Origin of the sequence: Streptomyces sp. NPDC020898 (genome assembly GCF_044333925.1) — a bacterium.
In the GTDB taxonomy this organism is placed as follows: domain Bacteria; phylum Actinomycetota; class Actinomycetes; order Streptomycetales; family Streptomycetaceae; genus Streptomyces.
Window position 1 is genome coordinate 675,367 of the sequence record NZ_JBIRRV010000003.1, and the last position, 14,915, is coordinate 690,281.

12 protein-coding genes are annotated in these 14,915 nt (G+C 70.9%); 4 read left to right on the plus strand and 8 right to left on the minus strand.

The genetic code is table 11. From position 1 onward, the window contains the following. Positions 1 to 12: 12 nt before the first annotated feature. Positions 13 to 1,686 (plus strand): FAD-binding dehydrogenase, encoded by a 1,674-nt coding sequence (locus ACH4TV_RS14290; protein WP_398397716.1) that lies wholly within the window; start codon positions 13 to 15, stop codon positions 1,684 to 1,686. Here ACH4TV_RS14290 and ACH4TV_RS14295 read toward each other — a convergent pair. Continuing rightward, complete coding sequence (locus ACH4TV_RS14295) at positions 1,683 to 2,054, minus strand: DUF488 domain-containing protein (RefSeq protein WP_398397718.1); 372 nt, start codon at positions 2,052 to 2,054, stop codon at positions 1,683 to 1,685. The two genes, ACH4TV_RS14290 and ACH4TV_RS14295, sit on opposite strands and share 4 nt — an antisense overlap. 174 nt (positions 2,055 to 2,228) lie before the next feature. Here ACH4TV_RS14295 and ACH4TV_RS14300 point away from each other — a divergent pair, with 174 nt between their 5' ends. Further along, positions 2,229 to 3,653: a M1 family metallopeptidase gene (locus tag ACH4TV_RS14300; RefSeq protein WP_398397720.1), complete on the plus strand. Its 1,425-nt coding sequence runs from the start codon at positions 2,229 to 2,231 to the stop codon at positions 3,651 to 3,653. Positions 3,654 to 3,656: 3 nt separating this feature from the next. Here ACH4TV_RS14300 and ACH4TV_RS14305 read toward each other — a convergent pair whose 3' ends face one another. Further along, entirely contained in the window at positions 3,657 to 4,874 is a 1,218-nt protein-coding gene (locus ACH4TV_RS14305) for a saccharopine dehydrogenase family protein (RefSeq protein ID WP_398397722.1), read from the minus strand. Positions 4,875 to 4,980: 106 nt separating this feature from the next. Between ACH4TV_RS14305 and ACH4TV_RS14310 the strand changes: the two genes are divergently transcribed. Next, positions 4,981 to 5,712: a TetR/AcrR family transcriptional regulator gene (locus tag ACH4TV_RS14310; protein ID WP_398397724.1), complete on the plus strand. Its 732-nt coding sequence runs from the start codon at positions 4,981 to 4,983 to the stop codon at positions 5,710 to 5,712. Between the two features lie 33 nt (positions 5,713 to 5,745). Then, entirely contained in the window at positions 5,746 to 7,056 is a 1,311-nt protein-coding gene (locus tag ACH4TV_RS14315) for an MFS transporter (RefSeq protein ID WP_398397725.1), read from the plus strand. A gap of 19 nt (positions 7,057 to 7,075) precedes the next feature. On the opposite strand, the gene ACH4TV_RS14320 is transcribed toward ACH4TV_RS14315, so the two are convergent. From ACH4TV_RS14320 to ACH4TV_RS14345, 6 genes are all read right to left on the minus strand, one after another. Next, entirely contained in the window at positions 7,076 to 7,531 is a 456-nt protein-coding gene (locus tag ACH4TV_RS14320; RefSeq protein WP_398397727.1) for a cyclic nucleotide-binding domain-containing protein, read from the minus strand. Between the two features lie 372 nt (positions 7,532 to 7,903). Then, complete coding sequence (locus ACH4TV_RS14325) at positions 7,904 to 8,818, minus strand: Gfo/Idh/MocA family protein (protein WP_398397729.1); 915 nt, start codon at positions 8,816 to 8,818, stop codon at positions 7,904 to 7,906. Positions 8,819 to 8,964: 146 nt separating this feature from the next. Next, positions 8,965 to 10,875, minus strand: coding sequence for an AMP-dependent synthetase/ligase (locus tag ACH4TV_RS14330; RefSeq protein WP_398397731.1), 1,911 nt, complete (start codon positions 10,873 to 10,875; stop codon positions 8,965 to 8,967). 146 nt (positions 10,876 to 11,021) lie between these two features. Continuing rightward, entirely contained in the window at positions 11,022 to 13,238 is a 2,217-nt protein-coding gene (glgB, locus tag ACH4TV_RS14335; protein ID WP_398397733.1) for a 1,4-alpha-glucan branching enzyme, read from the minus strand. Between the two features lie 5 nt (positions 13,239 to 13,243). Then, on the minus strand, positions 13,244 to 14,611 hold the full coding sequence (locus ACH4TV_RS14340; RefSeq protein ID WP_398397735.1) for a maltokinase: 1,368 nt from the start codon (positions 14,609 to 14,611) through the stop codon (positions 13,244 to 13,246). Positions 14,612 to 14,639: 28 nt separating this feature from the next. Beyond that, the coding region (locus ACH4TV_RS14345) for an alpha-glucosidase C-terminal domain-containing protein (protein ID WP_398397736.1) at positions 14,640 to 14,915 on the minus strand (276 nt) is incomplete at its 5' end.

Genomic DNA, 14,915 nt, shown 5'->3' on the forward strand with positions numbered 1-14,915 from the left:
GGAACGGTCGCCATGGATGCGGACGTCATCGTCGTCGGAGCCGGCCTCGCCGGACTGGTCGCGGCACACGAACTGACCAGCAAGGGCCGGCGGGTCGCACTCATCGACCAGGAGAACGCCGCCAACCTCGGCGGACAGGCTTTCTGGTCGTTCGGCGGGCTGTTCCTCGTCGACACACCGGAGCAGAGACGCGTCGGCATCAAGGACTCCTTCGACCTCGCCTGGAGCGACTGGCAGGGCAGCGCCCAGTTCGACCGCCTCGACGACGAGGACTCCTGGGCGGCCAAATGGGCGCGCGCCTACGTCGAGTTCGCGGCCGGGGAGAAGCGGTCCTGGCTGGCCGGCCACGGCATCTCGTTCCTGCCGACGGTCGGCTGGGCGGAACGCGGCGACCTGCGCGCCCACGGGCACGGCAACTCCGTACCGCGCTTCCACGTCTCGTGGGGCACCGGCACCGGAGTCGTCGAGCCGTTCGTGCTCAGCGCCAAGCAGGCGTCCCGGGACGGGCTGCTGACCTTCTATTACCGCCACCAGGTCGACCACCTGGTCGTCGACGAGGGCGCCGTGCGCGGGGTGCGGGGCACCGTCCTCGCCGAGGACACCTCGCCGCGCGGAGTGGCGTCCAACCGGGACCGGATCGGCGACTTCGAACTCACCGCCCAGGCCGTGATCGTCACCACCGGCGGCATCGGCGCCAACCACGACATCGTGCGCCAGTACTGGCCCGAACGGCTCGGCACGGCACCGGCCAACATGGTCACCGGAGTACCCGCCTACGTCGACGGGCGGATGCTCGACATCAGCGCCCAGGCCGGTGTCCGGCTGGTCAACCGCGACCGCATGTGGCACTACACCGAGGGCATCCAGAACTGGAACCCCATCTGGCCCGGCCACGGCATCCGCATCCTGCCGGGCCCGTCCTCGATGTGGTTCGACGCGCTCGGCCGCCGCCTCCCGGACCCCTGCCTGCCCGGGTACGACACCCTCAGCACCCTCAAGTACCTGCGCACCACCGAGGACCTCGCCGAGCACGACCACTCCTGGTTCATCCTCACCCAGCGGATGATCGAGAAGGAGTTCGCGCTGTCGGGCTCCGAGCAGAACCCCGACATCACGGCCAAGAACCGCAAGGCGTTCCTCAAGGAGCGCATCCTCGGCAAGGGCGCCCCCGGCCCGGTCGCCGACTTCGTGAAGCACGGCGCGGACTTCGTGGTCGCCGACACCCTCGACCGACTCATCGGAAAAATGAACGAGTTGACCGAGAAGCCGCTCCTCGACGTGGCCCGGGTGCGCCGCCAGATCGAGGCCCGCGACCTCCAGATCGCCAACCCGTACAGCAAGGACGCGCAGATCCAGGGCATCCGCAACTCCCGCCGCTACATCGGCGACCGGCTCGGCCGCACCGCCACCCCGCACCGCGTCCTCGACCCCGAGGCCGGCCCGCTCATCGGTGTCAAACTGCACACCCTCACCCGCAAGACCCTCGGCGGCATCCAGACGGACCTCGACTCACGTGCCCTGGGCGCGGCGGGCGAGCCCGTCGAGGGGCTCTACGCGGCCGGCGAGGTGGCGGGCTTCGGCGGCGGTGGCGTGCACGGCTACAACGCCCTGGAGGGCACGTTCCTCGGCGGCTGCCTGTTCTCGGGCCGCGCGGCGGGCCGGGCCGCCGCGCGGGCGACGGCCTAGGGTTTTCCGCCGGACGTCAGCAGTTCGGCCAGTACGCAAGCATGGCTCTGGTCAGGGGACTTGGTGGCGCTCACGAGCGTCACCGGGCCCTTGCCGACGAGTTGGCGCAGCGCGTCCAGGGCCTCGGCCGCCTGGGGATCGGCCAGCTCCGCCTCGTACCGGCGCCGGAACTCGTCGTAGGTGCCGCCCGGGTCCTCCTGGGCGTGGTACCAGCGGCGCAGCTCGGTCGACGGGGTGAGCGCTTTCGGCCATTCGTCGACGTGCGCCGCGTCCTTGGACAGGCCGCGCGGCCACAGCCGGTCGACCAGGACGCGTACGCCGTCGTCCGGCTCGGACGGTTCGTAGACGCGACGGACGCGGACGGTCACGCGGGGCCTCCGGCGGGCTGGGGGATACGGGACCGAAAGAATGATCTGTCCGGTCCCGGCGCCCCGCAACCTGGCCAGAAGGAGACCTGGCCAGAAGGAGGAAGAAATCCGTGGGGTGGCGCCTCTAGGGTGAACAGCCTGAAGATGATCAGACCGCATACCGTAGGAGCTCGCGTGAGACCTCCCAGGACGTACGCCGGCACACGCACCGCGGTTCTCCACCGTGGCGCCGTCGTCGCGACCGTGCCCGTCGCCCTCGCGGCCCTGCTGGCCGGGGCCGGACCCGCGGGAGCCGCGACGACAGGCACCCCCGGAGTGGGAGATCCGTACTTCCCGCTGTCCGGGAACGGCGGCTACCACGTCGGCCACTACGACCTGAACCTCCGCTACGACCCCACCGGCCGCCGCCTCGACGGCAAGGCCGTACTCACCGTCCGCGCCACCCAGAAACTCACGCGCTTCAACCTCGACCTCAACGGCCTGAAGGTCACCGCTCTCACCGTCGACAACGTCAAGGCGGGCTTCCGGCGCTCCGGACAGGAACTGATCGTCAGCCCGCCCCGCGCCCTGAACAGGAACCAGACGTTCAAGGTCGCCGTCGCCTACACGGGCGTCCCCGGACCGGTCATCGACCCCGACGGCTCGAAGGACGGCTGGATCCCCACCGACGACGGGGCGTTCGTCGCCGGAGAACCGCAGGGCGCCATGACCTGGTTCCCCGGCAACAGCCACCCCAAGGACAAGTCGTCGTACGACTTCACGATCACGGTTCCCCAAGGGCGAACCGCCGTCGCCAACGGCGTCTTCCTCGGTCAGAAGACCGCGGGCGGCAGGACCACCTTCCGCTGGCGCCAGACCGAGCCGATGGCCGCCTACCTGGCCACCGCCACGGTCGGGAAGTTCAAGGTCGAGCAGTACACCACCCCGAGCGGCATCAAGGTCTACAACGCCGTCGATCCGCGCGAGGCGGCCGCCTCGGCAGCCGTGCTGAAGAAACTGCCGTCCGTCCTGGAGTGGGAGGCCAAGCTGTTCGGCCCCTACCCGTACCGCGCCGCCGGAGCCATCGTCGACCGCGCCCCGCAGGTCGGCTACGCGCTGGAGACACAGACCCGTCCCGTGTACGACCGGGCGCCCGCCCTCAGCACCCTCGTCCACGAGAGCGCCCACCAGTGGTTCGGCGACTCCGTCACCCTCACCAGCTGGAAGGACATCTGGCTCAACGAGGGCTTCGCGACCTACACGGAGTGGCTGTACGCGGAACAGCACGGCGGCCCGAGCGCGCAGAAGACCTTCGACGAGCGGTACGCCACGGCCGCGGACGACGCCCTCTGGTCGTTCCCGCCCGCCGACCCGGGCAGCGGCGCGAACATCTTCGCCAGGCCCGTCTACGACCGCGGCGCGATGGCCCTGCACAAGCTCCGCACGACGACCGGCGACCGGGCGTTCTTCCAGATCCTGCGCACCTGGGCCGCCCAGCACCGCAACGGGCACGGTACGACCGCCCAGTTCACCGCCCTCGCCGAGCGCGTGTCCGGCAAGGACCTGGACCAGCTGTTCCGCACCTGGATCGGCACGAAGGGCAAACCGTCCGCTCCGTAGACGTCACTGCTCGCGCATCCCCCACGGCGAGCCGTACGCCGTCAGCAGGTCCAGGAACGGGCGGGCCGGGAACGCCTCCGGGCCCAGGACACCCGAGCCCGACCAGGCACCCGTGGCGACGAGTTCCAGGGCGACGACCGGATTGACGGCCGTCTGCCACACCACCGCCTGGGAGCCGTACTCCGCCATGGACCACTGGTTGTCGACCACGTGGTACAGGTACACCTCGCGCGGCGCCCCGTCCTTCGTGCCCTTGACCCACGTACCCGCGCACGTCTTGCCGTGCATGCGCTCGCCCAGCGTCGCCGGGTCGGGCAGACAGGCGGCGACGACGTCCCGGGGCGACACGGCGACCGGGCCGGCGGCGCTCGGGACGGTCACGGGGTCGGTGCGGTCCAGGCCGAGCAGGTGCAGCGTCCTGAGGGTCCGGATGAACTCGTCGCCCAGGCCGTACTTGAAGGTGACGCGCCGCGCGTCGATCCAGCGCGGCACGAGCAGCACCTCCTCGTGCTCCACGTTCACGCACTCCACCGGGCCGATGCCCTCGGGGAAGTCGAACACCTCCGGCTCGCTGAAGGGTTCCGTGGTGAACCAGCCCCGGCCGGCCTCGTAGACGACCGGCGGGTTGAGACACTCCTCGATCGTCGTCCAGATACTGAAGGACGGCGCGAAGTCGTAGCCGTCGACGGTGAGGTTCGCTCCGTCACGGATGCCGATCTCCTCGATCTCGTCGAAGAGCTCGTCCGCCGCGTAACGGGCGAACACATCGGACATGCCCGGCTCCACGCCCATGCCGACGAGGGCCAGCGAACCAGCCTTCGCCCAGTCGTCGGTCTCCGCGAACTGTTCGTCGCCGAGTTTCACCCCGCACTCCTCGTACGGCCGCTCGGCATGCGGGCGCGATAGGGACATCGCCATGTCGAGATAGGTCACCCCGGCGGCGCGGGCCGCGCGGAAGAGCGGCATCACGAAGCGCGGGTCGGTCGCGTTGAGCAGCACGTCGCACCCGTGCCGGGCCAGCAGCTCCGCCACCGCGGCCTCGTCGGACGCGTCGACCCGTTCCGCCACGAACCGGTCCGCGTCCCCGAGCGCGGCGACCGCCGCCTCGGCCCGCGCGAGGTCGTAGTCGGCCACGACCATCCGGTCGAAGAAGGAGCGCCGGGCGGCGATCCGGGTGATCGCGGTACCCACACCGCCGGCGCCCACGAGCAGCACACGCATGGCAGAACTCCCTGTTCGCGAAGGTTTTGAGGCCGTTGTCCGCCGATCCAACGCCTTGCCGTCGCCTAAGGTCAATGGCGTTGGCATAAGAGCGGGAGGGGTTGCCATGGCGAAGCAGGTCGTGCCGGAGGAGAAACGGCGGCGCCGCCGTCCCACCAGAAGCGGCACCGTGCTGTCCGAGCAGCTGATCGTCGACACCGCCCTGCGCATGCTCCGCGAACACGGCAGCGCCGGCCTCACCGCCCGCCGCCTGGGCCTTGCCCTGGACGCCGACCCCAGCACCCTCTACCGCTACTTCCGCGGCATGGACGACCTGACCCTCGCCATCGGCGACGCCCTCATCGGCCAGGCGCTGCACGGCTGGCGGCCGACAGGGGAGTGGCTGCCGGACCTGCGGGCCATCGGCTTGCGCATTCACGCCGTGTACGTCGGCCACCCACAGGCCGCCGTACTGACCGCCGGCCGTGTCACGGGCCGCGCCAACGAACTGGCCGCCGACGAGGCCATCCTCGACGTGCTGCGCACGGCCGGCTTCCCGCTGCCGGAGACGGTACGGATCTACCACGCGTTCATCGACCAGACGCTGGCCTTCGCCGCTCTCGACGCCGCCTCCCTGGCCCTTCCCCGCGCCAGCCTCGCCGCCGACGAGGGCATGTGGCGCTCGACCTACGCCCGCCTGCCCCGCACCACTCACCCCCGCATCGCCGAGGCGGCCCCGCTGCTCGCCGCCCGCATGGTCGCCAGCGCCTATCCCACGGCCCTCGACATGCTGTTGGAAAGCGCCGCTCGCTCGCTCGCCGCGAGGGGCTCCGACGGCTCTTGTGATATTGAAAGCTGAGCCGATTGGATGTAGCGAGCAACCAGGACACCAGTGGACCCCAGCAACAGCAGCACCGGAAACGACGCAGATCCCCAACCGACCGCGCCCACGGACGAGCCCCCTACGGGCACGCGCGGCCGACGCCGCTGGGCCATGGACACCCGGCCCCTGCGCCACCCCGCCTACCGCCGCCTGTGGTCCTCGACCGCTGTCACAGCCGTCGGCAGCCAGTTCACCGCCGTGGCCGTACCCAAGCAGATCTACGACATCACCGGGTCCTCCGCCTGGGTCGGCTACGCGAGCCTGGCCGGACTCCTGCCCCTCGTCGTGTTCGCCCTCTGGGGCGGCGCGGTCGCCGACAGCATGGACCGCCGCAAGCTGCTGCTGATCACCAACACCGGCATCGCCGTCACCTCGCTGCTGTTCTGGGTCCAGGCTTTCGTCGGCCTCGACTCGGTGGCGACCCTGATGGTCCTGCTCGCCTTCCAGCAGGCGTTCTTCGGCCTGAACTCACCGGCCCGCAGTGCCGTCGTCGCTCAGCTGGTCCCCGAGGAGGAACTCGCCGCGGCCAACGCCCTGGGAATGACCGTCCTGTACACCGGCCTGGTCGCGGGACCGCTGCTCGCCGGCACCCTCATACCCGTCATCGGCCTCGCCGAGCTGTATCTGATCGACGCGCTCGCCCTGTGCGTCACCCTGTGGTCCGTCGTACGCCTGCCCCCGCTCCCGCCGGGGCCGGCGGCCTCCCGGAAGGCGGGCGCACGGGAGATCGCGGCCGGATTCCGCTACATCGCCCTGCACAAGGTGCTCCTGCTCTCCTTCCTCGCGGACATCGTCGCCATGGTCTTCGGCATGCCCCGCGCCCTGTTCCCGCAACTCGCCGCCCAGACGTACGCCCCCTACGGGGAGGGACTCGCCTACGGCCTGCTGTTCGCGGCGATCCCGGTGGGCGCGGTGCTCGGCGGCCTGTTCTCCGGCACGTTCTCGCGGGCGCGCCGGCACGGCTGGATGGTGATCGGCGCGGTCGTCGCCTGGGGGCTGGCGATCACGGGCTTCGGACTGAGCACCAGCCTGTGGGTGGCGGTGGCGTTCCTGGTCGTCGCCGGCCTCGCCGACATGGTCTCCGGTGTCTTCCGGATGGCGATCCTGATGTCGGCGGCGACCGACGAGATGCGCGGCCGGATGCAGGGCGTCTTCACGGTGGTCGTCGTGGGCGGTCCCCGCCTGGCCGACCTGCTGCACGGCACCACGGCATCCGCCCTGGGCACCCGCACGGCCGTCGCCGGCGGCGGGCTGCTGGTCGTCGCGGTCACCCTGGCCCTGACGGTCGCGATGCCGGCCCTGCGCCGCTACCGCGTCTGAGAACCGGACCCGGCACTCGTCACCCGGGCCCCCGCTTGTGCAGCGAATAGTGGTCCATCAGCCTGCCCCGCGTCAGCTCCAGCCGATAGGCCAGGATCTCGGCGATGATCCGCACCAGTTGCAGCCCGAGGGCCGGTTCCTCCTCGCAGAGTTCGAGCACCGACCCGGCGTCGAACTCGTAGGCGCGTACGGGACTGAAGGCCTCGGCGCCGAAGTCCCACCGGTGCGGCGGGAAGAGCCAGGACCAGCCGAGCAGATCACCCGCGCCCAGACTGGCCACGGTCACCCGCTGCGCCGGCGTCACCTGCTGGATCAGGGAGACCGCGCCGGAGCGGACGACCCAGAAGCGGTCGGCGGTGCCGCCCGCCTCGAAGATCCTTTGGTCCTCGGGAAAGGACACTTCCGTCGCGAGCGCCAGCAGACGCTCACGGCGGGGCGGGGGAAGGGCGGTCAGCAGCTTTATCGCTTTGGTCATGAGCAGGGCTCCTCGCCGGCGATCTGGAGGGAAGACGTCCGCCGTGGCAGCGCACTACCCGGTTCCGGTGACTTCCCCTCCACCTATTTCAGCCGTTGCGGACGCGCCGGGCACCTCGGCTGCACGCACGAGCTGCTTTTTGACATGAGAAGGCCCTGGCTGGACGGGGGAGACCAGCCAGGGCCGTAGGTGGTGGCACGCGGAGGGCGGTCGCCTCTCGGCGAAAGGCTCCATGGGGCTTCAGCCGAACGATCTTCCCCATGGGCTATAGGTGAGGCCCGGGGACACTGTCCCCTCCGCAGCCACGTACACAAGAACGGCCGGCCACTCCTGGTTGTTCCACATCGGCTCCGAAGCCGGGCGTGATCCACGTCACGTCCGGTTTGGGGGTGCTCCGACCTCGGTCACCTGGGCGATCAGCGTCTGGAGACGCAGACCCCGGCGGGCGTCGAGCTCGCCGGAGACACCGGTGCGTACCGCGGTCGCGAACTCGCGGCGCAGCACCGGCCAGCTCTCCTCGTGGTCGAGCCCCGCGCCGTCGAACACCAACTCCGGGCCGGGACCGAAGAGTTCGACCCGGGCCAGGCCCTGCGGAACGTTCACGGAACCGGACAGGGAGGCCTGGCTGACCGCACCGTTCTCGTGCTCACAGGTCAGTTCGATCCAGCGGCGCGGATCTCCCGCCCCGCGCACCCGCACGATCCGGCCCACGGACGCGTCGAGGAGATCGAGGACATGCGGCCCCAGATCGAGCAGCGCACCGTGTTCGAGTCGCCAGGAGGTCGCGAACGGGCCGTCCAGGAAGGCACCGCTCAGAAAGGACGACCGCGCGCCGTACACGTCCGCCTTGCTCGCCGCCTGCAGGAACCGGCGGGTCTTCGGGTGGTAGCGGTTGGTCAGGGTGACCTGGGAGACGACCCCGGCCTCGTCGATCGCGTCCACCAGCCGCCGGGCCGCCCCGAGGTCCTCGGCGATCGGCTTCTCCAGCAGCAGCGCCTTGCCCGCCTTCACGGCGCGCAGCGCGAGCTCGGCCTGTACAGCGGGCGGCACGGCGAACGCCACCGCCTCGCAGGTGTCGAGCAGTTCCTCGAACCGGGCGGCGACCGGGGCCCCGTACGGCGCCGCAGTCTCCGCGGCCGCCTCCGGGCGGCGCGCCCAGACACCGGCGAGCTCGGTCTCGGGACCGGCGGCCAGCACGCGCGCGTGCACCCCCTGGGCCCAGGGCCCGGCGCCGACGAGGCCGACCCTCACGGGCGCGTGCGGCCAGGGCGCGGCGGTACTGGTCACGGCGAGGTCCAATCCGTATGGGAAGGCCGACAGGCGATGCTCGGCGCGCGACCGGCCGGTACGGTGCCGGAGGCGCGCGGAGATCACTCTGCGGGCCCGTCCGCCGTACCGTCAACCGGCGGGCGCGCCACGCACGTGCGGCCCGCTCACCGGAACACGTTGTCGGAGTCGTCCCAGTGTGCGAGTTCCGCCGCGGCCGAACTCGGCCGGGGAGAGCGCGTCCGGGCCTGGTACATCGCGTCGATCTCGAAGGCGTAGTGCCGCACGATCGCGTCCCGGCGCAGCTTCATCGAGGGGGTCAGCAGGCCGTTGCTGAGGGCGAAGGGCTCCGCCAGGACCCGGAACACCCGGATGGACTCCGACCGCGACACCGCGCTGTTGGCGGCGGCGACGGCCCGTCCGATCTCCTCCCGCAGGGCGTTCTCCTCCCGCGCCTGTCGGCCCGGCGTTTCGTCGTGCAGGGCCAGAGTGCCGCGCCAGTGCGTCAGGAACTCCGGGTCGAGGGTGATCAGGGCGCCCACACACGGCCGGTTGTCGCCCACGACCACCGCCTGGTGCACGAGCGGATGCATCCGCAGCCGCTGCTCCAGGCCGGTCGGCGCGACGCTCTTGCCGCTGCTGGTGATGATGGTGTCCTTCTTGCGCCCGGTGATCGTCAGATACCCCTGCGGGTCCAGCCGCCCGATGTCCCCGGTGGCCAGCCAGCCGCCCCGCAGCGCTGCCCGGGTGGAGGCGTCGTCGTTCACGTACCCCTGGAAGACGGACGCGCCGTACACCAGGATCTCGCCGTCGTCCGCGACCCGGATCTCCGTGCCGGGCAGCGCCTGCCCGACCGTCCCGAACTTCTCCCGGCCCACGGGCTGCGCGGTGATGCCGCCGCTGGTCTCGGTGAGGCCGTAGCCGTCGTGGACGAGGATGCCGATTCCCGCGTAGAACAGGGCGAGTTCGCGGTTGAGGGGTGAGCCGCCGGAGACCGCGCCGCACACGCGCCCGCCCAGCGCGGCGCGGAGCTTGCGGTACACCGTCCGTTCGTAGAGGGCGTGCTGGAGCCGCAGGTCGAAACCGGGTCCGGAGCCCGTGCCCAGCCGTTGCCGCTCGACGGCCGTCGCGAAGTCCCGGGCGGTGACGACGGCCCGCTCGAACAGGCTGCCCCGGCCCGCACCCTGGGCGGCGCGCAGGAAGTTCTTGTAGATCTTCTCGAAGACCGACGGCACGGCGTACAGGTACGTCGGCCGGAAGGAGAGCAGCGCCGACGACAGCGCGTCCCCGCTCAGGTCGGGCTCATGGCCCATCAGCATGCCGCCGCGCAGACACAGGCCCTGGATCATCAGGCCGTACACGTGCGAGAACGGCAGGAAGGCGAGGACGCTGGGCTGCTGTCCGGGCGGCGCCGCCGTGTGCTTCCAGCCCGCGAGCAGGGTGTCGCACGGGTCGGCCAGGCTGCGGTGGCTCAGGGAGCAGCCCCGGGGATGCCCGGTCGTGCCGGACGTGTAGGCGATCACCGCGGGCGAGTCCGGCAGCACGATCCGGCGCAGCGAGTCGACCGTCGTCGTCGGCACCGACCGGCCCAGCTCCACGAGTTGGGGCAGGGCGCCGTCGTCCAGCTGCCACACGTTGCGCAGCATGGGCAATGAGGTGCACACCGAGCCGACGGTCATGAGGCCCTGCTCGTCCTCGACGACGACGGCGCTGCACCGCGAGTCCGCGAGGATCCAGGCGACCTGGTCGCGCGAGGAGGTCGGATAGATCGGCACGATCTCGGCGCCCACCGACCAGAGGGCGTAGCAGAGCACCGTCCACTCGTAGCGCGTGCGGGCCATGATGGCCACGCGGTGGCCCGGTGAGATCCCGGAGGCGACGAGCCCCTTGGCCAGGTCGAGGACCTCGTCCCGCAGCTCGGCGGCGGTCACCTGCGTCCAGACCGGCTTGACCGGGTCGGGGCGGCGCGCGAGCTGCGGCAGGTTCGGATCACGCAGCGCCGTGTCGAAGACACTGTCGGCGAGGCCGCCCGTCAGAGGTGCGGAGGTGGTGGGGGGAGCGAGGGCGAAGTCGCGCATGCGCTGCTCCTGGATCGTACTGACTGTGACCGCGCCGACGAGTGGAGTTATCGACGGTGAACGAATCTAGCTCAGGTGGCGGACGTTGTTGTCGGTAACTGTGAAGTCGCTTTCCCTCAGAGGGTTTCGGAAGAGGTTTTCCGCGCTCACCCCGCCTCTCGCCCGCGTCCCGGCGCCAGCCACACCGTGGCGAGCGGCGGCAGTGTCAGCCGGACGCTGGACGACCGGGGTGTCACGGGGCCGGGGTTGTGGACGTCGCTGCCGCCGTAGCGGGCGGCATCGGTGTTGAGGATCTCCTGCCAGGCGGGTACCGAGCCGGGCACGTCGAGGCGGTAGTCGTGGCGGACCACCGGTGAGAAGTTGCTGACGGCCAACAGGGGCACCCCTGTTGTGTCGTAGCGCAGGAACGCGAAGACGTTGTCCTCGGCGGCGTCCCCCGCCACCCAGCGGAATCCTGCGGGGTCGGTGTCGCGCTGCCAGAGGGCGGCAGTGCGACGGTAGACGGTGTTGAGATCGCGGACGAGATCGCGCACGCCTCTGTGGTCCGCCTCGGCACCGTAGGCGGGGTCCAGCAGCCACCAGTCCGGCCCGTCGGCCTCGGACCACTCGGCGCCCTGGGCGAACTCCTGGCCCATGAAGAGGAGTTGCTTGCCGGGGTGGGCCCACATGAAGCCGAGGTACGCCCGTGCGTTCGCCCGTTGCTGCCACCAGTCGCCCGGCATCTTCGACACCAACGACTGCTTGCCGTGGACGACTTCGTCGTGGGAGATCGGCAGGACGTAGTTCTCGCTGTACGCGTACACCATGGAGAACGTCATCTCGTGGTGGTGGTACTTGCGATGCACCGGCTCGTGTTCGATATAGCCGAGCGAGTCGTGCATCCAGCCCATGTTCCACTTCAGGCCGAAGCCGAGCCCGCCACTGTCGGTGGGCCGGGTCACCCCGTCCCATGCGGTGGACTCCTCGGCGATGGTCACGACCCCCGGGACCCGCCGGTACACGGTGGCGTTCATCTCCTGGAGGAAGGCCACGGCGTCCAGGTTCTCCCGGCCGCCGTGCTGGTTCGGCGTCCACTGTCCCGAGTCGCGCGAGTAGTCGAGGTAGAGCATCGAGGCGACCGCGTCCACGCGCAGCCCGTCAAGGTGGAACTCCTCGCACCAGTACACGGCGTTGGCGACCAGGAAGTTGCGCACCTCGGTCCGCCCGAGGTCGAACTCGTACGTCCCCCAGTCCGGATGCTCGGCACGCAGCGGATCGCCGGGCTCATAGAGGGGCTCCCCGTCGAACCGGGCCAACGCCCACTCGTCCTTGGGGAAGTGCGCGGGAACCCAGTCCAGCAGGACGCCGACACCGGCCCGGTGCAACGCGTCGACCAGATACCGGAAGTCGTCGGGAGGACCCAGCCGGGCCGTCGGAGCGTAGTAGGAGGTGACCTGATAACCCCAGGACCCGCCGAAGGGATGCTCGGCGACCGGCATGAGCTGCACATGTGTGAAGCCCAAGTCGCGGACGTAGGACGGGAGTTCGTCGGCGAGTTGACGGTACGTCAATCCTGGTCGCCAGGACGGCAGATGGACCTCGTACACGGAGAACGCTTCCTCGTGCACGGACGTGCCGGCCCGGCGGGCGAGCCACTCCTCGTCGCCCCACTCGTAGTGGGAGGCGGTGACGACGGACGCCGTGGCGGGCGGCACCTCGGTACGCCGGGCCATGGGGTCCGCCTTCTGTACGCGGCCGCCGTCCCGGGCCACGACCTCGAACTTGTACCGCTCGCCCTCACCGACACCGGGCACGAACAGTTCCCACACCCCGGACGAGCCGAGGGAGCGCATCGGATGGGCGGTGCCGTCCCAGAAGCTGAAGTCTCCGGTCACCCGTACCCCGCGCGCGTTCGGCGCCCACACGGTGAAGCGGGTGCCGGTGACGCCCTGGTGGGTCATCGGTTCGGCGCCCAGTGCCCGCCACAGCTCCTCGTGCCGGCCCTCGCGGATGAGATGCAGGTCCAGCTCACCGAGCGCGGGCAGGAAACGGTACGGGTCCTCGACCTCCGACTCACCGCCCTCGTACGACACCAGCAACCTGTAGTCGGGGATCACGTCGAAGGGGAGTACGGCACTGAACAGGCCGTCCCCCTCGTCGTCGAGTTCGTGGGGCCGACCGTCGACGAGCACGCTCACGGTGCGCGCGTACGGGCGAAGGGCGCGGAAGGCGACTCCGGCGCCCGGCACGGGATGCGCGCCGAGCAGTGCGTGCGGGTCGTGGTGGGTGCCGGCGAGCAGACGTTGTTTCTCGCCCGGTTCCCACAAGGTGTCGGACCGGCCGAGGGAGGGAGTCTCGGGGAGGGACGGGTCGCGCAGGGCCATGATGGTCAGCCTCCTCGGACGGCGAGTCGCTCGATCGCCGACATGGGGACAGGGAGCCAGTCGGGGCGGTGCCGGGCCTCGTAGACGACCTCGTACACGGCCCGGTCGGTCTCGTACGCACGCAGCAGCCCGGGTGTGCGGCGCGGGTCCCACCCGGCCCGGGCCGCGTAACCCGCGCAGTAGGCCTCCCGGCAGCGCCGTGCCCACTCGGGGCGCCACGGCAGGCTGGTGCGGGCGGCGTAGTCGAAGGAGCGCAGCATGCCGGCGATGTCCCGTACCGGCGACTGGGCGCTGCGGCGTTCGGCGAGGGGGCGGGACGGCTCGCCCTCGAAGTCGATGACGAACCAGTCGCTGCCGGTGCTCAGCACCTGCCCGAGGTGCAGATCACCGTGGACGCGCTGCGCGGCCGGGCCGGCGCCGAACCCGGCCAGCCCGTCGAAGGCGGCCCGCAGCCCTCGGGCATACGGCCGCAGCGCCGGTACGTAGTGCACGGCGGCATCCAGGCGCTCGGTCATCGCCGCCGCCGTACGCCTGCTGTGCCGCATGCTCCGCGTGTCGCACGGGAAGGCGGTCGCGAGGGCCAGATGTACGTCGGCGGTCGCGCGCCCCAACTCGTAGGCCTCGGCGGTGAACTCGTGCCCCGAGGTGAGGGCGCGCAGGGCCAGCGTCCAGCCGTCGGAGGCGCCGGGCAGGAACGGCTGGAGTACCCCGAGGGTCGCGTCCTGCGGACGGGCGGTCCGGAACCAGGCGGCCGGGGCGGGTACGCGGGCGCAACCCTGCCGGGCGAGTGCCGCGGGGACCTCCAGATCGGGGTGGACACCGGGCTGGACGCGTCTGAGCACCTTCAGGATGAACGAATCGCCGTACACGAGCGAGGAGTTGGACTGTTCGACGTCGAGGAGACGCGGAGTGAGGCCGGCGGGAACGGTGACAGCGGGGTCGGCCTCGAAGCGCAGCGGACCGGCCGTTCCCGGGTGCCGGAGGCGCTCAAGAAGCAGTCCCGCCGCTTGGGGGTCCTGCAAGGCGTCGTAGACCAGCAGCCCGGCCAGCGGCCCCTCGTCGGCACGGCCGATGAGAGCCCGGCCGAGGCGCGGTGACAACCGGTCCCGTACACCGAGGAGCAGTTGGTAGCAGTCGCCGTGCGGGGGAGTGCCGCCGGGAGTGGGGAGGCCCGGGTGACCGCTGCGGACGAGTAGGTGCAGACAGCCCGGAAACAGCTCGGTCATCGACAGCAGGCCGAGATCCGTGACCGGCCGGTCCCTGCCCGCGAACCAGCGCTGCTGGGGCAGCCACTCGCGCAGCAGTCCGCCGAGCGAGGCCAGGGGCTGGGCGAGGCCGTTCCTGCTCGGGCGAAGAGAAGCGGTCTTCGGCATGGTGACGCGTCCTTTCGCGGGCACACACTCAATGTCGTCGGCCAGTGCGCGGGGTGGCTCGGGTGAGCCGGAACCAGTAGAAGCCGTGGCCCGCGAGGGTGAGCAGGTAGGGGAGTTCACCGATGGCGGGGAAGCGGACTCCGCCGATCAGCTCGACCGGGTGTGCGCCGCTGAACGTCCGTAGGTCGAGTTCGGTGGGTTGGGCGAAGCGGGAGAAGTTGTGGACGCACAGGACGAGGTCGTCCTTGTATTCGCGCAGGAAGGCGATGACGGCGGGGTTGGTGGAGGGGAGTTCGGTGTAGGA